The following is a 22138-nucleotide window of genomic DNA, read 5'->3' on the forward strand; positions in this document are numbered from 1 at the left end:
CATCATGGACTATATCAGCAGCCCCCCCAAGCTCATCACGAAGGAAGCGGATGTCACACCCACGGTGCTTGCGGCGATGGCGAACACCGACAATCCGCGGCTGAAGGAAGTCATGACCGTGCTGGTGGAACACCTTCACCAGTTCATTCTCAAGACCCGCCCGACCGAGGAGGAGTTCGAATATGCGCTGCGTTGGATCGTCGAGATCGGTCAGCTGACGAACGAGTTCCACAACGAGGTGGTGCTTGCCGCGGACGTGGTCGGCGCATCGACGCTGATCGACCTCATCAACAATGACGGCATGCAGGGCGAGACGATGTCGGCGCTGCTCGGTCCGTTCTACCGCGGTGGCGCGCCAATCTGCACCAACGGCGACTGCATCGCGCGCTCGCAAACGCCCGGCGCCACGCTCTTCTTCTCCGGTAGGGTGATCGGGGTCGACGGCGCGCCGGTCGCCGGCGCCGTGCTCGATGTGTGGCAGGCGTCCCCCGTGGGTCTCTACGAGAACCAGGACGAGACCCAGGAGGACTGCAACCTTCGCGGCAAGTTCACGAGCGAGGCCGATGGGCGATATCATTTCCGCTCGGTGAAGCCGGCAGGCTATCCGGTGCCGACGGACGGTCCCGTCGGTGTGCTGCTGCGAGCCCAGAAGCGCGAGCCGATGCGGCCGGCGCACGTTCATTTCATCGTTTCAGCGCCGGGGCACAAGACCCTGATCACGCAGATCTTTTCCGACACGCCCGAGGCACTGGCAGCCGATGTCGTGTTCGGTGCCAAGCAGCAGATCGTCGGCAACTTCGTCATGCATACCGAGCCGCATCCCGATTATCCGGACGCGAGCCTGCCCTTCTACACCTGTGAATACGATTTCAAGCTGGTGCCCGGTAAATCGACAATGCCTGTGCCGCCGATTTCGGGAAAGAAGAGCTGATCCATGGCAGCGCACAATTCCCATCAACCGCTTGAGGGCAAGGTGGCCGTCGTCGTCGGGGGCTCCGGCGGTATCGGCCGGGAGGCCTGCCGGATGCTCGCCGCCGCCGGTGCGGCCGTTGTCGTCGGCTACCGTTCGGGCAGGCAGAAGGCAGAGGAAATCGTCGCTGGACTTGCCGGCGAAGGCCATGTCGCGCTGCCGGTCTCGATCGAAGAGACCACGACGATCGAGGCGTTCCGGAATGCGGTGCTGGAGAGGCTTGGCCGAGCGGACATCCTCGTCAACACGGCAGGTGTCACGGAACCGGTGGCGCATGGCGATCTCGATGCCCTGACGGACGCGATGATCGACCGTATCTTCGTCAACAACTGGCGCGGCGTCTTCGCCACGATCCGCGCCTTCGCGCCGGCGCTGAAGGCGAGCGGTGACGGCCTGATCGTCAACGTCTCGTCGATCGCCGCCTTCACCGGCATCGGCTCGAATGTCGCCTATTGCGGCGCCAAGGCGGGCGTCGACATCATGGCAAATTCGCTCGGCCGGGCGCTTGCCCCCGAAATCCGCGTCATGGTGGTGTCGCCCGGCGCCGTCGACACGCAGTTCGTCCCGGGCCGCGGCAAGGAATTTGCCGACAAGGTCGCCGCGACCACTCCGCTCAAGCGGATCACCAGCCCGGCGGACGTTGCCGAGGCGATCGTCTCCTGCGCCACGCATCTGAAGTTCTCGACCGGCAGCCGGATTGTCGTCGATGGAGGAAGGCACCTGTAATGCAGCCGAAAGTCATCATCACCTGTGCCGTGACCGGCAATCTGACGACCCGGGAGAACCATCCCGGCCTGCCGGTGACGCCGGAGGAGATTGCGAACGCCTGTCTCGAGGCGGCGGATGCCGGGGCGGCCATCGCCCACATCCATGTCCGCGATCCCGAAACGGCAAAACCGTCGATGGAGCTGAAGCACTACCGCGAGGTGGTCGAGCGGATCAGGGCGAAGAACAACGCGCTGATCCTCAACGTGACCACGGGACCGGGCGGGCGCTACCACCCGAGCGACGAGAATCCGGCGGTGGCCGGTCCGCGCACGACGCTGATGCGGCCGGAAAAGCGTGTCGAGCACATCACCGCGCTGAAGCCCGACATTGCCACGCTCGACCTCAACACCATGACCTTCGGCAACGAGGTGGTGATCAACACTCCCGCCAACGTCGAGATCATGGCCGAGATCATCAACGCGGCCGGCTCCAAGCCGGAGCTCGAAGTCTTCGACACCGGCCACATCGTGCTCGCGCAGGATCTTATGAAGGCGGGCGTGCTCACGTCGCCTGCAATGTTCACCATCGTCACCGGCGTCAAATACGGCTTCCCCTCCACGACAGACGTGATGGCCACCGCCGCGCGCATGCTGCCGCGCGATGCCGTCTGGACGGGCTTCGGCGTCGGCCGGATGTCGTTCCCGATGGCGATGCAGGCCTATCTGCTCGGCGGGCACGTCCGCGTCGGCCTCGAGGACAATTCCTACATCGACAAGGGCGTGCTGGCGAAAGGCAATGGCGAGCTGGTGGAGCGCGCCCGCGATCTGATCGAGAAACTCGGCGGGCAGATTGCCGGTCCGTCGGAAGCCAGGGAAATCTTGGGGCTTGCGGCCTGAGCGGCGCAGCTGGAGCAAAGGAGACGAAGACATGAACATTCAAGCAAGCGCCAAAGCCGGCAATGCCCTCAGGGTTTCCCAGAAATCGCCGGATCTCGATAATCTTCTGATCGATGTCGTCGAGGTGGCCGTACCGCGCCCGGGCCCCGGCCAGGTTCTGGTCGAGATCGTCGCGGCGGGTGTCAATCCCAGTGACGTCAAGGCTTCGCTCGGCCACATGCCGCACGCCATCTGGCCGCGCATACCCGGGCGCGACTTCGGCGGCATCGTGCGTGAGGGGCCGTCGCAGATGATCGGCATGGAGGTCTGGGGCGGCGGCGGCGAGCTCGGCATCAGCCAGGATGGCAGCCACGGCAAATGGATGGTGCTCGACCAGAAGGCCGTGCGCGCCAAGCCGAAGACCTTTTCGATGGAGGAGGCGGGCTCGGTCGGCGTGCCCTTCATCACCGCCTATGAGGGCCTGCGCGAGGCGGGCGGCGCCCAGCCGACCGATGTCGTGCTCGTCTGCGGCGGCAATGGCAAGGTCGGGCAGGCCGCAATCCAGCTCGCCACCATGGCCGGGGCGAAGGTCTTCGCCGTCGAGTACAACGAACAGCCCTTGATGGGCCACACCAACGGCCCGGTCACGATGCTGAACAGCGCCGTCGACGATGTCGCGGCCATCGTTCGCGACATGACGGGCGGTCACGGCGCCGATATCGTCTTCAACACCGTCGGCAGCCCCTATTTCGAGATCGCCAACAAGGCGATGGCCAAGCAGGCGCGGCAGATCTTCATCTCGACCTTCGACCGCGCCGTGCCCTTCGACATCTTCAACTTCTTCCGCGGCCGCCACAAATATATAGGCATCGACACGCTGGCGCTGTCCTCCGTCGATGGCGCGCGGATATTCGACCGGCTGAAGCTGAAGTTCGAGGAGGGCCTGCTCAAGCCGTTCCCGATCAATCCCGACTGCTGCTACGACCTCAAGGACGCTGCGAAGGCCTACGCTTCAGTGCTGCGCGGGACGCCCGAGCGGGTCCTGCTCAAGCCGTAGGACGCATCATGCAGGTCACGCGCTACAGCGAGGCGAAGCCCTACGAGGCGGCCGAACACTACGACATGCACTGCCTGCGCCTGCAGGGCAAGGAGGCGACGGCGACGGACACGATCTGGATCGGCCTGTCGCATCTCCTGCCGGGCGGACGCACCTCGCTCAAGGCGGCGGCAGTGGAGAAGATCTACATCGTCGTTGCCGGCGAGGTCACGGTCGAAACCGCCGATACCGCCGTTACGCTCGGTGTGCTCGACAGCTGCCGGCTGGCGCCGGGCGAAGCGCGCGTACTCGTCAACCGCACCAATGCGCCGGCATCGATCCTTCTCGCAATGCCGACCTGAAGCCGAAGGGATGGGCCGGAAATCATGCACAATCCGACACTGTTCCGGCTGGGCGACCGGGCGCCCAGCCTGCCGGCAGACGGCGAATTCTACATTGCCCCGGGCGCCGCCGTCATCGGCGACGTGCGCATCGCCCCGGGCGTCAGCATCTGGTTCAACGCGGTCCTGCGCGGCGACAACGAACCGATAACCCTCGGTGCCGGCTCGAATGTCCAGGACGGCTGCGTCATCCATACGGATCCGGGGTTTCCGGTCGCGATCGGCGAGGACGTCACCGTCGGCCACAATGCGATCGTGCACGGCTGCAGCATCGGCAGAGGAAGCCTGATCGGCATGGGTACGACCATCCTCAACGGCGCCCGCATCGGCGAGCGGTGCCTGGTCGGGGCGAATTCGCTCGTTCGCGAAGGCATGGTGGTGCCGGACGGATCGCTCGTCATCGGTGTTCCGGCCAAAATCGTCAGGACGCTCGATAGGGATGCGGCGGAGAACCTGTCGCGCGGCGCGGAACGATACCGTGCGAAGGCAGACTCTTATTCCCGTGACCTTAAAATGTTCGACCCCTGAAAACGGATATGTTCGGCAACGCTGGAAGGACGAGAGAATGAGCGAGGCGGAAAACAGGTTGCTGAGTGTGGTGGAACATTGGCTGCCGCGCATGGAGGTCGCCGGCATACCGTCGGCAACGGCGAGGGCGGTGATCGACAGCGCGGGCGTCTGGGAGAACTGGCTCACCGCCTGGAGCGCCGAAGGCGACCGCCATGCCGCGATGGGCGAGGCGGCCCTTGCGCAGGGCCGCAAAGTCACTGCAGGCGAAGCCTTCGCCCGCGCCAGCCTGTTCTACCACTTCGGTCAGTTCATGGCTTTCGACGACCTTGATGCGAAGGAGCGCGTCGCGGCGCTGAAGGTGGCAACTTTCCGCAGGTCCGCACCTCTGCTGGAGCACCCCGGAGAACTGGTCGAGGTGCCGTTCGAGGGCGGTGTGCTGCGCAGCTATCTCCGCCGGCCGGCCGGAGCGGGACCGCATCCGCTGGCGCTGATCATCCCCGGCTCGGATTCGACCAAGGAGGAGTTCCCGGCCTTCGAACGGCACTTCCTTCTTCGCGGCGTGGCGACGCTGTCGCTTGACGGTCCGGGACAGGGCGAGGGGCGATCCCACGGCCACCTGCGCGCCGACATCGCGCCGGTGGTCGCTGCTACGATCAAGACGCTCGAGGGGCGGCCCGGCCTGACGGGTGCCGTCGGCCTCGTCGGCATGGCCTTTGGCGGCTTCCTCGCGTTGCGGGCGGCGGCCGCGCTGGAGGGGCTTGCCGCCGTCGTCTCCGTCAACGGTTTTTACGATCTCGGGGCGTTCTGGCCAACGCTGCCGAAGGTCTATCAGGACAATATGACCTTTGCGCTGGGGGGCGGTGACGTCGTCGAAAGCGCACGTTGCTTCACCCTGTTGGGCATCAGGGGACCGGCAGTTCCCGCGCTCATCCTGCATGGCGCTCGCGACAGGATCTTTCCGCCGTCGGAAGCGCAAAAATGTGCCGACATCTGCAGGGCGGGTGCGGAACTGCACGTCTTTCCGACCGGAAACCATGTCTGCAACAACATTCCCTGGATGTATCGGCCCCTCGTTGCCGATTGGCTCGCGGAGCGGCTGAAAGTCTAGCGCTGCCGATTATGGCAGCGCATGCGCGAAGCTGACGGCTTCGGGTGACAAGTCGATCGGACGGGGTGAGGTAGAAAATGTCCACTTGAAGCTGGACGATTGTCCACCACAAGCGGACACCACCGCCTGATCAGGTATCCAAGGTGCTGATACCAATTGAGGCACAGCGGAAGACCAAGCAGCCGACCGCTTAGCACTCAAGGGGAGCGACGATGATACACGCCGATGACGGGATCTTGTCCCAGGAACAGCGCCTGATGCGCGACAGCTGCCGATCGTTTGTCGACGATGTGGTGACGCCCTTCATCCGGTCGAACTGGCAACGCGAATGGGACATGAGTCCCGGCGAACGGTTGCCGGGCGCGATCCTCGAAGGCGCCGAGGCGATCGGCATCCGTACCCTTGGCGTGCCGGAGGCGTTCGGCGGCATCGATCTTGAGCGGGAGACCGAGGTACGGACCTTCGCCCTGATCTCCGAGGAAATCGCCCGCGGCGATTCCGGCCTCGCCGACAAGCTGGTGCAGAACTGGAAGGTCTCGATCGTCATCCGACAATTCGCTGCCAAGCACCTGCAGGAGAAGTGGTTTCCACGCCTGCTGGAGGATCCGAAGTTCCTTCTGGCGCACTGCCTCACCGAACCGAGGGGCGCCTCCGACCGCTGGCTGCCCTACAATGTGCCGGAAGCCTCGATGCACACCAAGGCGGTGCTGGACGGTGACCACTGGGTCATCAACGGTCGCAAGCAGTTCATCTCGAACGGTTTCGACGCCAGTCTCTATGTCGTCTATGCCAACACCGATCCCTCCGTCGGCATGCTGCAGGGCACATCGAGCTTCCTGGTTCCCCGCGAAACGCCGGGCCTGACCGTCACCAAGTGCAACGAAACCATGGGCTGCCGGTTCATGAACAACGGCGAGCTGGTTTTCGAGGATTGCCGCATTCCGGCTGACCATCTGCTCGTCAAGAGCACGGCGCTGGCCTCTGCCGGCCAGTATTTCCGTGCCGGCAAGATCATCCAGGCCGCCAAGAACCTTGGGGTCGGCGTTGCCTGTTTCGAGCGCACGGCGGACTATGTCCAGAACTACGTCCAGGGTGGGCGCATCCTCATCAAACACCAGGCCGTGGCGTTGCGGCTTGCCGACATGGCAACGCGCATCGAAGCCGTCCGGTCACTGGTCGAGCGGGCGTCGAAGGCGGTGGACGAGGCGCATCCCGATGCCGACGTTCTCTGCAACATGGCCAAGGTCTATGCTTCGGAGGAGATCATGAAAGTCGCGACCCATGCGCTGGAGCTTCATGGCGGCAACGGTGCCATGCTGGAATTCGGCATTGAAAAGCTGTTCCGCGATGCGGCGATCTTCCTGCACATGGATGCGACGGTGGATGTCAGCCGCATGAAGATCATCAAGAACATGTTCCCCGCCACCGCCGGCAAATATGCCGGCCCGGAAACCTGAAGCGAAGCGGGCGAGGGGACAGGACGGTTCGCCTGCCCCAGCGCCTGTCAAAGGAGGAACGGAGATGAAGATACTGGTTGCCGTAAAGCGGGTCGCCGATCCCAACGTGAAGGTGCGTGCCCTGGCGGACGGCTCGGGCGTCGACCTTGCGAATGTCAAGATGACGATGAACCCGTTCGATGAGATTGCCGTCGAGGAGGCGGTCCGGTTGAAGGAGGCGGGTCAGGCGAGCGACGTCGTCGTCGTGTCGATCGGATCGGAAAAATCAGCCGAAACGCTGCGCACGGCCCTCGCGATGGGCGCGGATCGCGGCCTCCTGATCCGCACGGAGGCGGTGGTCGAACCGCTCGCCGTCGCCAAGATCCTGAAAGGCGTCGTGGAGGCCGAACAGCCGGATATCATCATCACCGGCAAGCAGGCGATCGACGACGACGCCAACCAGACCGGCCAGATGCTGTCGGCATTGCTGGGATGGGGGCAGGGGACATTTGCCTCGAAGATCGTCGTCGGCGACGGGACCATCGAGGTCACCCGCGAGGTCGATGGCGGCCTGCAGACGGTCAATCTGCCTCTGCCGGCGCTCGTCACCGCCGATCTCCGGCTGAACGAGCCGCGCTACGCCTCGCTGCCCAACATCATGAAAGCCAAGAAAAAGCCGATCGATGAACGCACGCCTGCGGATTATGGTGTGGCGATGGAGCCGCGCCTGACGGTCGTGCGGGTCCACGAGCCGGCAACCCGCAAGGCCGGCATCAAGGTTGGATCGGTGGGTGAACTTGTTGCGCGCTTGCGCACGGAAGCAGGAGTTCTCGCATGACCATTCTCGTACTTGCAGAGCATCACGACACGCTGCTTGACGAAGCGACCGGCAAGGCGGTCTCCGCCGCGGGAAGAATGGGGGGCGATGTCCACGTCCTGGTCGCAGGTGAGGGGTGCGGCGCGGCCGCCGAAGCAGCGGCCCGGTTGACTGGCGTCGCCAGGGTGCTCGTCGCGGACCACGCTGCCCTGTCGAACCGGCTTGCCGAGCCGGTGGCAGCGCTGATCGTCGGTCTCGCCGCCGGCTATGACGCCATCCTCGCCCCCTCAACCACCAGCGGCAAGAACATCCTGCCGCGCGTCGCTGCGCTGCTCGACGTGATGCAGATATCCGACGTCATTGCGGTCGACGGGCCGGACCTGTTCCAGCGCCCGATCTATGCGGGCAACGTCATCCAGACCGTTCGCTCCACGGACGCGAAGACGGTGCTGACCGTTCGCGCCTCGTCCTTTCCTGCTGCATCCATTGCAACTGCGGCGGCACCGATCGAAGCCGTTGCCATTCCGGCAAATCCGGGGCGGTCGTCGTTCGTCCGAAGCGAACTGTCGCGATCCGAGCGCCCGGAACTGGCGGGCGCGCGGACCGTTGTGTCGGGCGGGCGGGCGTTGGCGTCCGCTGAAAACTTCGAAACGGTGCTGGCCCCGCTGGCCGATGCGCTGGGGGCGGCGATCGGCGCGAGCCGCGCGGCCGTCGATGCCGGCTATGTCTCGAACGATCTCCAGGTCGGGCAGACGGGCAAAATCATCGCGCCCGACCTCTACATTGCCTGCGGCATTTCCGGTGCAATCCAGCACCTCGCCGGCATGAAGGATTCCAGGGTGATCGTTGCGATCAACAAGGACCCGGACGCGCCGATCTTCCAGGTTGCCGACTACGGTCTGGTCGCGGATCTGTTCGAAGCCGTGCCGGAGTTTCATGCCGCGGTTGCCGAGGGTGCAAAAACCTAGGCGACCGGAGACCACGTTTCTTGAGAGGATCGCAGGACAGGAGCGCACATGGCCAAGGGAAGCGGCAGGACGGAGCCACCGCAAGTGGACCCGGACGACGATCGGCAGGATCGGGGCGAGGTCGCCCCCTTCCGTTCCTATGCGCTCGATCGATCCGGCAGCCCGCGTTTCCACATCAGGCTCGTGGAGAACACCCAGCGGCTCTACCCCGCCCACAAGCACGATTATTTTCAGATTCTTTACTTCCTGTCGGATGCGCCGGCGATCCGGATCGGCCTGACGTCGCACAAGCCCAGAGCCGGTTCCATCTACTTCATCGCACCGATGGTGCCGCACCAGATCCGTTTCGACTATGCGACGCGGTGTGTCGTTGCCTATTTCGATCTAGATTTCCTGCGCCCCAACATCACGCGCTCCTACCCCGTGGCGGAGCTGGTGCGGCTGGCGCCGGAGCTGACTCCCTTTGCGTGGCAGAACCATGTGAACTTCGATCTCGATACCGCACAGAGCGAACGAGCGGAGCGCGCAATCAGGTCGATGATCGACCAGCACGGGTCCGAGCGCATCGGGGCAGCGGAGATTGTGCGTGCTGAGCTGACGCTGATGCTTGCCACGCTGTGCCAGGATCACGAGGCCGAATTCGCCGAACTGTCGAGGACGCTGCCGGTGGTCGGTCGCGACAGCGGGCACATGCGCCGCATCGCCGAGTTCATAGGCGAAAACTATACACGTGGCCCGAGCCTCGATGAAGCGGCGGCCGCCGCACGTCTCTCCAAGAGCCGGCTGTGCGCTCTGATCCGCCAGTATACCGGCACCAGTTTCCAGGTGCTGATCCGCGAAATGCGGATCGAGGACGCCCGGGAGCGTCTGGTCCTCACCGACGATACGATCGGTCAGATCGCCTACCGCGTCGGGTACAACGACGAGAAGTATTTCCTTCGGGCGTTCAAGAGTTCGGCGGGGATGACGCCGACGGCCTACCGGCTGAAGCGGGCGAAGGAAGACCGCGCCGCGACTGCGGAGCGCAAACCATGAGCGCGCCCGTCTCCTTCCGACTCAACGGATCGCCGGCGCAGATTGATGAAACCGGTGAGGCGCCATTTCTCTTCGTGCTGCGCAACCAGCTCGATCTCAAGGCGACCCATTTCGGCTGTGGCCTGGAGCAGTGCGGGGCATGCGTGCTCAGCATTGACGGGCAGGCCCGCTATTCCTGCACGCTGCCTGTTTCTGCCCTCGCCGGGGCTGACGTGACGACGCCCGAGGGATTGGCGAACGACCGTGTCGGCGCGATCCTGCTCACATCCTTCGAGGTGGAACAGGCCGGCCAGTGCGGATACTGCATCTCCGGCATCCTGATGCGTCTCCATGCGCTGCTCAAAACGGAGCGCCGGCCGAGCCGGGACATGATCCTCGCGGCGCTCGACAAGCACCTGTGCCGCTGCGGAGCGCATGGCAGTATCCTGCGCGCGGCGGAGCGTGCCGTGGCCCGTCTCGGCGAGGCGGTGTGATGGCGGACAACGCGCTTCCCAAAAGCCTCCAGGACAATCCCGAACTGGGTCGCTGGGTCTCCTTCGATGAGCCGGGCGTTGTTGCCATCCGCTCGGGCAAGGTCGAACTCGGCCAGGGCATCCTCACGGCGCTTGCGCAGATTGCCGCCGATGAACTGGGTCTCCATCCAAGGCTGGTGAGGTTGGCCCCGTGCGATACCGATTGCTCGCCGGACGAGGGCATCACCGCCGGCAGCCAGTCCGTCGAGGTCTCGGGCGCCTCCATCCGCATCGCCATGGCGCAGGCGCGTGCAACGCTGATCGATGCCGCCGCCGCCCGCCTTGGTGCGGATGCCGCCCGTCTCTCGTGTCACGATGGTGTCGTGCTTCTCGAGGGTGCACCGACGGGCCTCGATTTCTGGTCGGTCGCCGCCCTGGTTGATTGGAAGCAGCCCGTCAGTGGCAATGTGCCTGTCCAGCCCATTGCCGCGTGCTGCGCTGTGGGCGCCGACCACGCGCGCATCGATATGGCGGCAAAGCGCGGTGGTGCCGGTTTCATCCATGATCTTTCCCTGCCGGGGCTGCTGCATGCCAGGGTCATCCGGCAACCGTTCCGGCTCGCTCGCCTCGCCGATGTCGATGAGGCATGGCTGCAGCGCCGCTATCCCGGCATCGCGGTTCTGCGAAGGAACGACTTTTTCGCCCTCATCGGACCGGACGAATATGGTGTTCATGCCGCACATGCCGATGCGAGCAGGTTCACCACATGGGAAGAGGTGCCCGGCCGCTGGCGGCCGGCGGAAACCGCCGGGGAGGTTGTCACCCGGCTTGGATCGGCCCCGTCTTCTCGCGGGGCGGCGAGGCTTGACGAACGATACTCGCGGGCACGTGTGGCGCATGCATCGATCGGCCCGTCCTGTGCCCTTGCCCTGTTCGATGCCGGCCGGCTGACGGTGTGGAGCCATTCGCAGGGTATTTTTCCGCTTCGCGCGCAGATAGCCAGATGCCTCGGGCTCGCGCTACGGGCGGTTCGGGTCGTCCATGCGCACGGCTCCGGCTGCTACGGTCACAACGGTGCCGACGACGCCGCGCTCGATGCGGCCATCATCGCACTGGAACGGCCGGGCCGGCCGGTGCGTATCCAGTGGTCACGGGAGGACGAGCTCGGACGCGGTCCGTTGGGGGCTGCCATGTCCGCGGCCGTCGACGCGGAGATCGATGCCGCCGGCAGGGTGACGTCCTGGAACCTCTCGGTGGTGAGCGAACCGCATGCCCAGCGCCCGGGCTTCGGCGGCCATGTCAATCTCAGTTCGGCTGAGGCGCTCGACAGCGCCCATTTGCCGGGCAAGGTTGCGGACCTTCCCGCCGCTGCCGGTGGCGGTGCCGCGCGCAATGCCGTGGCGATCTATGATTTCCCGGGCCAGACCGTGACGGTCCGGCTCGATACGCGCAGCCGTATCCGTACCTCTTCGCTGCGTTCGCTCGGCGCCCATCTCAACGTCTTTGCCATCGAATCGGCGATGGACGAACTGGCGGATCTCGCCGGTGCCGACCCGCTGGATTTTCGGCTTCGCCATCTCAGCGACGAGCGCTGTCGCGCCGTGCTCGAAGGGGCGGCCGAAATGAGCGGTTGGCCCGGCAGCCACGGGGCCAGTGAGGGGCGGTCGCTTGGGATTGCCGCCGCCCGCTACAAGAACAAGGGCGCCTGGCTTGCCGCGGTTGCCGAGGTCTCGGTGGAAGAGGAGATCAGGCTGGAGCGGTTGTGGCTTTGCGCCGATGTGGGGTTTGTGATCAACCCGGAGGGCGCGCGCAGCCAGATCGAGGGCGGCGCGATCCAGGCGGCGAGCTGGACCCTCAAGGAAGAGGTCAAGGTTGAGGGCGACCGGGTGCCGGCCTTGGACTGGAATGCCTATCCGATCCTGAAATTCTCGGAAATTCCGGAGATCGAGACGCGGTTCATCATCGATCCGATGCACCCGCCGCTCGGCGCGGGCGAGGCCGCACAGGGGCCGGTGGCCGCGGCCATCGGAAACGCGGCGTCCCGCGCGCTCGGGCTGAGGATGCGCGACCTGCCGCTGACGCGGGACCGACTGATCGAGGCGCTTATGAATGCCTGACCGCCAGCCGATGCGTTCCAGTTTTCCAGAATCCTGCAAAGCGAGTTGATCAGGCGAAGAGCGTGCGAAGGCGCGGAGTTCGGCAGTTTCACCGCCGATCCGGCCCAGGAGCTTGTCATGGTGATCCGGCCCGAGCAAACCAACTCGGATCTGCCGCCGGTGGCGCTTGAAGGAAGCACAGTGGGCGATAGGCAGGCATCAAGTACCTCATTCCCTGAGGCTATGAACTGCATTTCATATATCTATTTGCGAAATGCATGGGCTTGGCGACATATCGTCCCCCAAGGGCGTCATTGCTCCGGCGGTGATCCTGCACCAACAAGGGGAACAATCATGTTGAAGTCCATTCTGTCCTATGCCGTGGCCGCAGGCCTTGCCTTCTCCGTCCTCGGAGCGCCGCTCGCCGCGCGTGCCGACGACCTCGAGACCATCAAGGCCGCGGGAGAGTTCAAGTTCGCCAACAGTGGCGCCTATCCGCCCTTCAGCTTCGTTGACGACAGCAACCAGACCGTTGGCTTCGACGTCGATATCGGCAACGAGATCGCCAAGCGCCTCGGCGTGAAGGGTGCCGGCGTCAGCACCGCCTGGGACGGCATCATCGCCGGCCTGCTTGCCGGTAAATACGACACCATCATCGGCAGCATGACCATTACCCCGGAGCGCGAGAAGGCTGTCGATTTCGTCGGCCCCTACTACAAGTCGGGGCGCGGCGTCTTCGTTTCGGACGGGTCCGAGATCAAGTCGATCGACGATCTCAAGGACAAGACGATCGGCGTGACGCTCGGCGAAACCCACGAGAAATGGGCACGCGAGCGCGGCGGCTGGGAAATCCGCACCTATAAGGGGCTGCCGGAGCTCTTCCTCGAACTCAAGGCCGGCCGCATTCAGGCGATGATCGTCGATGCGGTGCCGGTATCGATCGCGGTCAAGCAGACGGGCGACAAGGTCGTCAAGCTCGACGTGCCCGAGTTTGCCGGTACCGAGGATAGGATCGGCATCGCCATCCGCAAGGGCAATCCGGAGCTGAAGGCCGCCATGCAGAAGGCGCTGGACGACATGATGGCCGACGGTACCTATGAGGCCATCGCCATGAAGTGGATCGGCTCGGACATCCGCTGACCTCTTTCTGCCCGTCACAGGGCCGGCCCGGCGGGAAACTGCCGGCCGGCTGACCGATCGCCGAGGATCCGGCAATGGATATCGCTCTCATCGGCCGCATTGTCCCAGTCTTCGTCCAGGCGGCCTGGACGACCGTCGAGCTTTCCCTGCTGTCGCTTGCCATCGGGCTTACGGTGGCGGCGCTGATCGCGATGCTCCGCCTCTCGCATGTCGCGGCATTGCGTTTCGTCGGTGCGGCCTATGTCAGCGTGTTCAGGGGCACGCCGGCGCTCATCCAGATCTTTTTGCTCTATTTCGGCGGGCCCCAGGTCGGTATCCAGCTTGAACCTTTCGCGGCAGGCGCGATTGCGCTCGGGCTCAACATCGCAGCCTACATGGCGGAATCGATCCGCGGCGGCGTGCTGTCGGTCGATCGGGGACAGATGGAGGCGGCACGCTCGCTGGGTTTCGGCGAAGGGCAGTCCATGCGCTGGATCGTGTTGCCGCAGGCCGCCAAGCTGATGATCCGCCCGCTTGGCGTCAATGCCGTGGCGCTGGTCAAGGGCACGGCGCTCGTCGCCACCATCTCGGTGGTGGAACTCACCTACACGGCGCAACGCTTCATCGGCTCCACCTACAAACCCTTTGAGATCTTCGCGGTGACGGCGGTGCTCTACATGATCATGGTCTACGGCCTGACGCTCGTCATCGACCGTCTCGACCGCGCCTATGCCGGGGAGGCGTGAAGATGCAGGGTCTCGATTTCAGTATCGTTCCTGAATATTGGCCGCTGATCGGCAAGGGCCTGTGGTGGACCGTCGTCATCTCCACCGCCTCCGCCGTGCTCAGCGTTCTCGCCGGCATCGGCTTCGCCCTTCTCGTGCTCTATGCCACGCCGGTCGTTCGTTATCCCGTGCGTCTCTTCATGTGGCTCTTCATGGGGACGCCGCTGCTGTTGCAGCTCTTCCTCATCTATTTCGGCCTCGTCCAGATCGGCATCGACATTCCCGCCATCTGGTCGGGCATCATCGCTCTCAGCCTGCATTTCGCCGTCTACAATGCCGACATCTTTCGCGCCGGCATCGTATCCCTCGACAAGGGGCAGACGGAGGCGGCGCGCTCGCTCGGCTTCGGGGCCTGGCGGACGCGGATCTACATCGTCGTGCCGCAGGCGGTGCGCAACACGGTGCCGGCGGTCGGCAACATGATGATCGCGCTCTTGAAGGAGTCGTCGATCGTCTCGATGATCGGTATCGCCGAACTGGTGCACAGCGCCCAGCTCGTCATCAGCGAGACCTATCGGCCCTTCGAATTCTACCTGACGGCCGCCGCCCTCTACTACGGCCTCAATCTCATCCTCGAAGCGGTCCTGCGCGGGATCGAACGGAAAGTGGAGCTTTCGCGATGAACGATACCCGTCCGATGATCGAGGTGCGCGGCGCCCAAAAATTCTTCGGGCCGCTGGAGGTGCTGAAGGGCATCGATTTCAGCGTGGCGCGCGGCCAGATCGTCGCTGTCATCGGCCCGAGTGGTTCGGGCAAGAGCACGCTGCTGCGCTCGATCAACCATCTCGAAACGCTCGATGGCGGCGAGGTCTGGCTTGATGGTATTCAGGTAAATCAAAAGCTTGATCGCCGTTCCTTCGAACGCCACATCAACAATGTGCGCCAGCAGATGGGCATGGTTTTCCAGCACTTCAATCTGTTCCCGCATCTGAGCGTTGCGGAGAACATCACCATCGCCCCGACCAAGCTGAAGGGCATGGCGAAAGCGGAGGCGAGGGCGCTTGCTCTGAAGATGCTCGACAAGGTCGGCCTTGCCGACAAGATCGATGCCTTTCCGGCACGCCTCTCGGGCGGGCAGAAACAGCGTGTGGCGATTGCCCGGGCGCTTGCCATGCAGCCGAAGGTCATGCTGTTCGACGAAGCGACCTCGGCGCTCGATCCGGAACTGGTGGACGAGGTCAACCTCGTCATGAAGCAGCTGGCGAGCGAGCACATGACCATGGTGATCGTCACCCACGAGATGCGTTTTGCCGCCGAAGTCGCCGACCGGGTGATCTTTATGGCCGATGGCGCGGTCGTGGAGGAGGGCAGCCCGGCCGAGCTCTTCCGCAATCCGAAGCAGGAGCGCACCCGCAGCTTCCTGAAGAAATTCCTGGGCGGCTAGAGTTTTCCGGCCGCTGAAACCGCTTCCTTCTTTCATGGATCGATCATGAGCCAGCATCAGAATGCATCCGGCGAACGCCCGGCCTCCCACCTCTTCTACCAATCCCGCATGCGTCGGCCGCTCGCCGACCGGGCGGAGGGCATCTACATCTGGGATGAACACGGCCGAAAGGTCATCGACGGCTCGAGCGGCGCAATGGTCGTCAATATCGGCCATTCCAACCGCAACGTGCTCGATGCCATGAAGCGGCAGATGGACAAGGCGACCTTTGCCTACCGCCTGCATTTCGAGAACCAGCCGGCGGAAGATCTGGCGCGGCGCCTTTCCGGTTACATGCCCGAGGGGCTCGATCGGGTGTTCTTCGTCTCCGGCGGCTCGGAGGCGGTGGAATCCTGCCTGAAGCTCGCCCGGCAATGGGCGCTCGCCACCGACCAGCCGGAGCGCTGGAAAGTCATCTCGCGCTTCCCTTCCTATCACGGCTCGACCCTCGGTGCGCTCGCCGTCACCGGCTATGATGCGCTGAAGAAACCCTTCCTGCCGATGCTGCGCGACATGCCGCACATCAAGGCACCGACCGCCTATCTCGACCGCGACAACTTTTCCATGGAGGAGCGCGGCATCCGTTATGCGGACATGCTAGAGGAAAAGATCCTCGAGGAGGGGGCGGAAAGCGTTCTCGCCTTCATCATGGAGCCGATCGGCGGTGCTTCCACCGGCGCGCTCGTCGCGCCCGACAGCTATTATCCGCGCATCCGCGAGATCTGCGACAAGTACGGCATCCTCCTGATCCACGACGAAGTGATGAGCGGAGCCGGCCGTACCGGCCGCTATCTCGGTGGTGACCACTGGAACTGCCGGCCGGACATCGTCGCGCTTTCCAAGGGACTAGGGGCCGGCTATTGCCCGCTCGGTGCGATGATCGCCCATTCGAAGCTGGTGAAGCCGGTGCTTGATCGCGGCGGTTTTGCCCATGGCTACACCTATGCCGGCAATCCGCTCGCCTGCGCGGCGGGGCTTGCCGTGCTCGACGAGATCGAGCGGCAGGATCTGCTCGGCAACGCCACCCGCATCGGCGCTCTTCTCAAGGCCGAGCTGGAGGGTCTTGCCGAACGTTACCCGTTCATCGGCGACGTGCGCGGCAAGGGCCTGCTGCTCGCCGCCGAATTCGTGTCCGACCGTGCGACCATGACACCGCTGCCCAAGGCGCTCGATGCGCATCAGCGCGTCGTCGACATTGCCTATGAGCGCGGCCTCATCATCTATTCGCGCCGCACGCGCGGCGGCGTCGAGGGCGATCATTTCCTCGTCTGCCCGCCGATGATCACCACCGAGGCGCAGGTCGGCGAGATTGTGACGATCCTCGATGCGACGCTGGCGCAACTTGCCGGCGAGCTTTCGCTGCCAGTCACGAAGTAGGAGCCGGTCATGAAATCGGACAAGGTCATCATCACCTGCGCGGTGACGGGGTCGGTACACACGCCGTCCATGTCGCCGCATCTGCCCTACAGGCCGGAGGACATCGCCGCCGAAGCCATCGCAGCCGCAGAAGCGGGAGCATCGATCCTGCACCTGCACGCCCGCGACCCGGATGACGGCCGTCCGACGGCCGATCCCAAGGTCTTCATGCGCTTCCTGCCGGTCATCAAGCAGGCGAGCGATGCGGTCATCAACATCACCACCGGCGGTTCCTCCGTCATGGCGCTGGAGGACCGGTTGGCTGCAGCGCTCGCCGCCGAGCCGGAGATGTGCTCGCTCAACATGGGCTCGATGAATTTCGGCCTCTTCCCGATGCTCGACCGGCCGCGGGAGTGGAAACACGCCTGGGAGCCCGCGCTTCTGGAAGCGACGCGCGGCACGATCTTCCGTAACACTTTCGCCGATATCGAGACGGTCCTCAAACGTCTCGGGGAGGGGTGCGGCACGCGCTTCGAGTTCGAATGCTACGATGTCGGGCATCTCTACACGCTCGCCCATTTCCGCGATCGCGGGCTCATCCCCGGCACACCCTTCATGCAGTTCGTCTTCGGCGTGCTCGGCGGTATCGGCGCGGATCCGGAAAACCTCGTCCATATGAAGCGTATCGCCGACAAGCTGTTCGGCGATGACTACCGTTTCTCGGTGCTCGCCGCCGGGCGCAGGCAGATGCCGATGATAACGATGGCGGCGACCATGGGCGGCAGCGTGCGCGTCGGCCTGGAGGACAGTCTTTTCGATGGCCGTGCGCTTGCGACCTCGAACGCGGATCAGGTACGACGCATCCGCGCGATCCTCGAAGGTCTTTCGCTGGAGGTCGCAACGCCCGACGAGGCGCGCGCCATACTCGGTCTCAAGGGTGGCGACCGCGTCGCATTCTGAGGAGAAAACATGCAGGACGACATCACGATCCGGTTCGCCGTCGCCGATGACGCTGCGACCATCCACGCGGCGCTGAGGACCATGGCCATCGACATGGGCGCGGAGACGAAGTTCGTCTCGACGGTCGAGGACGTGTGCCGCCACGGTTTCGGCGAGGCGCCGGCCTTCGAGGTGCTGATCGCCGAGGTGGGGACGACGTTCGCCGGCCTGTGCCTGAGCTTCCCGAGCTTTTCCACCTGGATGGGCGAGCCCGGCCTCTATGTGCAGGACCTCTTCGTCGCGGATGCCTTTCGCGGACGGCGGATCGGCGAACGGCTTCTGCGCGCCACCGCGCAGAATGGCCGGGCGCACGGTGCGCGCTACATGCGCCTGTCGGTCGACGTGGACAATGTGCGTGCGCAGGCCGTCTACGATCGCCTCGGGATCCGCCATTCCCGCAGCGAGCAGATCCACATGATCAAGGGCGCGGATTTCGACAATTTCGCCGGTGAGGGAGATCCATGAAGACCTTTTTTGCGGAAGAACAGAAACGCCACGATCCGAGCTTCTTCCTCTCCAGCGGCGCGCCGCAGCCGAACCCGGAGCAACCGGAACGCGTCGAGCGCCTGCTCGCCGGCGCGCGGGCGGCAGGCACGGAGATCGTGCGGCCTGGGGATCATGGCCTCGCACCCGTTTCTGCTGTGCACACGCCGGAATATATCGACTTCCTGAGCCGCATCTACGAGCGCTGGCAGCGGATCGAGGGGGCTTCCGCGGAGGTCATCCCCAACATTCACCCGATCGCCCGCACGGGCAGCTATCCCGCCTCAGCGGTCGGGCAGGCCGGCTATCACATGGCCGATACGTCCTGCCCGATCTCCGAACACACCTTCGAGAGTGCGCGCTGGAGTGCGTCTACGGCCGTTTCCGCCGCCGAAGCGGTGATGGCCGGCGAGAGATGGTCCTACGCCCTCTGCCGCCCGCCGGGCCACCACGCCTTCCGGGATGTCGCCGGCGGATTCTGTTTCTTCAACAATTCCGGCATCGCCGCGCAGCACCTGCTGCGGCAAGCTAAACGCGTCGCCATCCTCGACGTGGACCTGCACCACGGCAACGGCACGCAGGGCATGTTCTACGAGCGCGCCGACGTGCTGACGGTCTCGATCCACGCCGATCCGGTGCGTTTCTACCCCTTCTTCTGGGGGCATGCCGACGAGCGGGGCGAAGGGCTAGGTCTCGGCTACAATTTCAACCTGCCGCTGCCGCGCAAGTCCGGCGACGACGTCTATCTGGAGGCGCTGGCCGCCGCCATCCGCCGCATCGGGGCCTTCGCGCCGGATGCGCTTGTCGTGGCGCTCGGTCTCGATGCCTTCGAAAAGGATCCGTTCGGTGGCCTCTCGGTCTCGACGCCGGGTTTTGCGCGCATCGCGGAGGCAATCGGGGCGCTGCATCTGCCGACCGTCGTCGTACAGGAGGGCGGCTATCTCTGCGACGCCCTTGGCGACAACCTGACGGCCTTTCTCACCGGTTTGGGTACGAAGAACGGTTAGGCGGGATAGGTTCGTTGCGCGAAGGGTATCGTGGCGATCGCCTGGCGCAGTTCGGCAAGCAGGATCGTCTCGGCCCGGCTGCGGCGGGCCGCGCCGTCATAGACGAGGTGAACGTCGATGACTGGCGGGTCCTGATAGGGCGGCAGGCGCCAGAGGCGGCCGACGCGCACATCTTCCTCCACCACATGGATCGGCAGAGGACCGAAGCCGAATCCGGCGATGATGAGCCGCTTGACCTCTTCCAGATGCGAGGAGGTGCCGACGGTCTGGCCCTCGAACCCTTCCTGCTGGCGCAGGAGCGCGACGGGCCAGAGCGCGCCGGACATCTGGTCCGTCTTGAAGGAGACGTAGGGCTCCTGGCGCAGCGCCTGCAACGGCAGGTTCTTGACGCCGAACAGCGGATGCCGCGCGCCGCAGAAATAACCGAAACTCTCCCGGTAGAGCACGTCATATTCGAGTTTCGGATGCCGCTCCTGCATCAGGCAGATGCCGAAGCCGGCGTCCCGGTTGAGCACCGCCGTCGTCACTTCCTGGCTGGAGGCGACGGAGAGCGACAGCGTGACCTGGGGAAATGTGGTGTGAAAACCGGCCAGCACCTCGTCGAGGAATGGGCAGACGACATGGCTCGCCAGCGCGATCTCGATATGACCGGTCAGGTCGCCGGGCTGCTCCTCCATGTGCTGCGGCAGGCCGGAGACGATCTCGAACAGAGCGATGCATTCGCTGAACAGCCGCTGTCCGGCGGGCGTGACGGCGAAGTGCGAAGCGTTCCGCTCCACCAGCCGGCAGCCCATATGGGTTTCCAGCCGCTTGAGCGCGTTGCTGACGGTCGGCTGCTTGAGGGAGAGTTTTTCGCCCGCCGCGGTCAGGCCGCGTTCCTGCACGATGACCATGAAGGTCCTGAGCAGGTTCCAGTCGATTTCCCAGACGAAACGCCGTCTTTGCCGCGCCATGTGCATTCCCTGAAATTATGCTTCGGGGCGCGACTATTGCATGTGCCCATCGGGCGTCAAAGGTTTCAACGGACAAAGGAGATCCGCCGTGCCGCTTCTCACCTATCAGGGTGTCGTCTATCCCGCGCAATGCGATGCGATGGGGCACATGAACGTGCAATATTATATCGCCGCCTTCGACCAGGCGTTCTGGCATCTGATCGCCGCGGCCGGCTACTCGGCAACCTGGATCGCCGAGCGGCAGGAGGGCTGGGCGGACCGCCGCTACGAGATCGATTTCCGGCGGGAGCTGCCGGTCGGCAGCCTGTTCGAAATCCGCAGCGCCGTCGTCAAGGTCGGGCGCACCTCGCTCACCACCCGTCATAGGCTGCTGGACAAGGCGGACGGCCACCTTTGCGCCGAATTGCTGGCCGTCTCCGTCTATTTCGACCTTGCGCGCCGGGAATCGCGCATCCTGCCGGAAACCATCGTGAGCGGCGTCCGCGGTCTTTTGGAGACGGACATGGATAGCACAGACGCCCTATGACGGCCTTGATGGAAGGCCGTGTCTTCAGCCGAAGCGCTGGAGCGCTGCGGTGAACAGATCCGTATCGACATTGCCGCCGGAGGTAACGGCAATCACGGTATCGCCCTTGACCGCAGCACCGTGGAAGAGCGCCGCCGCAAGGGCGACGGCCCCGCCGGGCTCCACGATGATCTTCAGCCGTTTGAAGGCGAGTGCCATCGCGCGAAGGACCTCCTCTTCCGTCACGGCAATGCCGGCCCCGGCGAGACGCTTCAGAATGGGGAAGGTGATCCTGCCGGGCTCCGGGGTGACGATCGCATCGCAGATCGAGCCCGACAGCGTGGCGTTCCGCACGACCTCTCCGGCCGCCAGCGAGCGTGCGGTGTCATCGAAATTCTCCGGTTCGCAGGTACGCACGGTAAAGCCCGGCGCGGTGGCCTCGAGCGCGAGGGCGATGCCTGAACTCAACCCGCCGCCGCCGCAGGGCACCAGCACATCGGCTGCCGTTATACCTTCCTCTTCCGCCTGTTCCGCGATTTCCAGGCCCGTCGTGCCCTGGCCGGCAATGACCAGCGGCTCGTCGAAGGGCCGGATCAGCGTCAGGCCGCGCTCCGCGGAAAGCCGCGCACCGATGGCGTCCCGGTCTTCCCTGTCGCGGTCGTAGAGAACGACCTCTGCCCCGAAGGCGCGGGTGTTGTCGATCTTCAGCCTCGGGGCATCCGAGGGCATGATGATGACGGACGGAACGCCGTGCCGCGTGGCGGCGAGAGCGACGCCCTGGGCATGATTTCCCGACGAGAAGGCGATCACCCCGCGCTTGCGCACGTCCGGCTCCAGCCCCGAAAGGGCGGACCAGCCGCCGCGAAACTTGAAGGAGCCGGTGTGCTGCAGGCATTCCGCCTTCACGAAGACACGTCGTCCGGCCATCTCATCCAGGAAGGGAGAGGATAGCAGGGGCGTCCGCCGGGCATGGCCCTGCAGGCGGGATCTGGCGGCGACGATCATTTCGATGGATGTCATTGAAGCAAGCCTTCAGCTGATGCGGTGCCTGTTTCATAGAGGGCCGCCGCGGCGTTGAGAACGCTCGTTCTTGTCA

24 protein-coding genes are annotated in these 22138 nt (G+C 64.6%); 22 read left to right on the forward strand and 2 right to left on the reverse strand.

Features of this window, described 5'->3' with window-relative positions:
* Nucleotides 1–4 precede the first annotated feature (4 nt).
* The 21 genes from K0P03_RS28590 (at nucleotide 5) to K0P03_RS28690 (ending at nucleotide 19584) form a co-directional block, all read left to right on the forward strand.
* A complete protein-coding gene (locus K0P03_RS28590) occupies nucleotides 5–931 on the forward strand; it encodes a dioxygenase family protein (RefSeq protein ID WP_050744628.1) in 927 nt (308 codons plus the stop codon).
* A gap of 3 nt (nucleotides 932–934) precedes the next feature.
* Entirely contained in the window at nucleotides 935–1696 is a 762-nt protein-coding gene (locus tag K0P03_RS28595; RefSeq protein ID WP_050744629.1) for an SDR family NAD(P)-dependent oxidoreductase, read from the forward strand.
* Nucleotides 1696–2574 (forward strand): 3-keto-5-aminohexanoate cleavage protein, encoded by an 879-nt coding sequence (locus K0P03_RS28600; RefSeq protein ID WP_272791349.1) that lies wholly within the window; start codon nucleotides 1696–1698, stop codon nucleotides 2572–2574. The genes K0P03_RS28595 and K0P03_RS28600 overlap by 1 nt, the downstream gene beginning before the upstream one ends.
* Nucleotides 2575–2605: 31 nt before the next feature.
* Nucleotides 2606–3610: a quinone oxidoreductase family protein gene (locus tag K0P03_RS28605; RefSeq protein ID WP_272791350.1), complete on the forward strand. Its 1005-nt coding sequence runs from the start codon at nucleotides 2606–2608 to the stop codon at nucleotides 3608–3610.
* A gap of 8 nt (nucleotides 3611–3618) precedes the next feature.
* Nucleotides 3619–3951, forward strand: coding sequence for a cupin domain-containing protein (locus K0P03_RS28610; RefSeq protein WP_272791351.1), 333 nt, complete (start codon nucleotides 3619–3621; stop codon nucleotides 3949–3951).
* A gap of 24 nt (nucleotides 3952–3975) precedes the next feature.
* Nucleotides 3976–4518, forward strand: coding sequence for a gamma carbonic anhydrase family protein (locus K0P03_RS28615; RefSeq protein ID WP_272791352.1), 543 nt, complete (start codon nucleotides 3976–3978; stop codon nucleotides 4516–4518).
* A 37-nt stretch (nucleotides 4519–4555) separates the two neighbouring features.
* Nucleotides 4556–5608: an alpha/beta hydrolase family protein gene (locus tag K0P03_RS28620; RefSeq protein ID WP_272791353.1), complete on the forward strand. Its 1053-nt coding sequence runs from the start codon at nucleotides 4556–4558 to the stop codon at nucleotides 5606–5608.
* A gap of 212 nt (nucleotides 5609–5820) precedes the next feature.
* Entirely contained in the window at nucleotides 5821–7065 is a 1245-nt protein-coding gene (locus K0P03_RS28625) for an acyl-CoA dehydrogenase family protein (protein ID WP_023512142.1), read from the forward strand.
* 64 nt (nucleotides 7066–7129) lie between these two features.
* Nucleotides 7130–7882, forward strand: coding sequence for an electron transfer flavoprotein subunit beta/FixA family protein (locus tag K0P03_RS28630; protein ID WP_272791354.1), 753 nt, complete (start codon nucleotides 7130–7132; stop codon nucleotides 7880–7882).
* A complete protein-coding gene (locus K0P03_RS28635; protein ID WP_272791355.1) occupies nucleotides 7879–8829 on the forward strand; it encodes an electron transfer flavoprotein subunit alpha/FixB family protein in 951 nt (316 codons plus the stop codon). The genes K0P03_RS28630 and K0P03_RS28635 overlap by 4 nt, the downstream gene beginning before the upstream one ends.
* A gap of 48 nt (nucleotides 8830–8877) precedes the next feature.
* Nucleotides 8878–9864 (forward strand): helix-turn-helix transcriptional regulator, encoded by a 987-nt coding sequence (locus K0P03_RS28640; protein WP_023516436.1) that lies wholly within the window; start codon nucleotides 8878–8880, stop codon nucleotides 9862–9864.
* Nucleotides 9861–10337, forward strand: coding sequence for a (2Fe-2S)-binding protein (locus K0P03_RS28645; protein WP_272791356.1), 477 nt, complete (start codon nucleotides 9861–9863; stop codon nucleotides 10335–10337). The genes K0P03_RS28640 and K0P03_RS28645 overlap by 4 nt, the downstream gene beginning before the upstream one ends.
* A complete protein-coding gene (locus K0P03_RS28650) occupies nucleotides 10337–12433 on the forward strand; it encodes a xanthine dehydrogenase family protein molybdopterin-binding subunit (RefSeq protein WP_272791357.1) in 2097 nt (698 codons plus the stop codon). The genes K0P03_RS28645 and K0P03_RS28650 overlap by 1 nt, the downstream gene beginning before the upstream one ends.
* Nucleotides 12434–12766: 333 nt before the next feature.
* Entirely contained in the window at nucleotides 12767–13552 is a 786-nt protein-coding gene (locus tag K0P03_RS28655) for an ABC transporter substrate-binding protein (RefSeq protein ID WP_130514254.1), read from the forward strand.
* A gap of 74 nt (nucleotides 13553–13626) precedes the next feature.
* Nucleotides 13627–14277, forward strand: coding sequence for an amino acid ABC transporter permease (locus tag K0P03_RS28660; RefSeq protein ID WP_023516440.1), 651 nt, complete (start codon nucleotides 13627–13629; stop codon nucleotides 14275–14277).
* 2 nt (nucleotides 14278–14279) lie between these two features.
* Nucleotides 14280–14939, forward strand: a complete 660-nt coding sequence (locus tag K0P03_RS28665; protein WP_130514256.1) for an amino acid ABC transporter permease — start codon at nucleotides 14280–14282, stop codon at nucleotides 14937–14939.
* Nucleotides 14936–15700 (forward strand): amino acid ABC transporter ATP-binding protein, encoded by a 765-nt coding sequence (locus K0P03_RS28670; protein ID WP_272791358.1) that lies wholly within the window; start codon nucleotides 14936–14938, stop codon nucleotides 15698–15700. The genes K0P03_RS28665 and K0P03_RS28670 overlap by 4 nt, the downstream gene beginning before the upstream one ends.
* 45 nt (nucleotides 15701–15745) lie before the next feature.
* Nucleotides 15746–17116 carry an aminotransferase family protein gene (locus K0P03_RS28675; protein ID WP_272791359.1) on the forward strand — a complete coding sequence of 457 codons (1371 nt, stop codon included), beginning with the start codon at nucleotides 15746–15748 and terminating at the stop codon, nucleotides 17114–17116.
* A 9-nt stretch (nucleotides 17117–17125) separates the two neighbouring features.
* A complete protein-coding gene (locus K0P03_RS28680; RefSeq protein ID WP_272791360.1) occupies nucleotides 17126–18055 on the forward strand; it encodes a 3-keto-5-aminohexanoate cleavage protein in 930 nt (309 codons plus the stop codon).
* Between the two features lie 9 nt (nucleotides 18056–18064).
* Nucleotides 18065–18559, forward strand: coding sequence for a GNAT family N-acetyltransferase (locus tag K0P03_RS28685; protein ID WP_130514259.1), 495 nt, complete (start codon nucleotides 18065–18067; stop codon nucleotides 18557–18559).
* Complete coding sequence (locus tag K0P03_RS28690; RefSeq protein ID WP_050744642.1) at nucleotides 18556–19584, forward strand: histone deacetylase family protein; 1029 nt, start codon at nucleotides 18556–18558, stop codon at nucleotides 19582–19584. The genes K0P03_RS28685 and K0P03_RS28690 overlap by 4 nt, the downstream gene beginning before the upstream one ends.
* Here the strand turns inward: K0P03_RS28690 and K0P03_RS28695 are convergent.
* A complete protein-coding gene (locus K0P03_RS28695) occupies nucleotides 19581–20537 on the reverse strand; it encodes a LysR family transcriptional regulator (RefSeq protein WP_082342459.1) in 957 nt (318 codons plus the stop codon). The two genes, K0P03_RS28690 and K0P03_RS28695, sit on opposite strands and share 4 nt — an antisense overlap.
* 88 nt (nucleotides 20538–20625) lie before the next feature.
* Here K0P03_RS28695 and K0P03_RS28700 point away from each other — a divergent pair, with 88 nt between their 5' ends.
* A complete protein-coding gene (locus K0P03_RS28700; RefSeq protein WP_197283989.1) occupies nucleotides 20626–21063 on the forward strand; it encodes an acyl-CoA thioesterase in 438 nt (145 codons plus the stop codon).
* A gap of 24 nt (nucleotides 21064–21087) precedes the next feature.
* Here the strand turns inward: K0P03_RS28700 and K0P03_RS28705 are convergent, their stop codons facing one another.
* Entirely contained in the window at nucleotides 21088–22062 is a 975-nt protein-coding gene (locus K0P03_RS28705; RefSeq protein WP_050744644.1) for a threonine ammonia-lyase, read from the reverse strand.
* Between the last annotated feature and the right edge of the window lie 76 nt (nucleotides 22063–22138).

The organism is Shinella sp. HY16, from assembly GCF_028534175.1.
Taxonomy (GTDB): domain Bacteria; phylum Pseudomonadota; class Alphaproteobacteria; order Rhizobiales; family Rhizobiaceae; genus Shinella.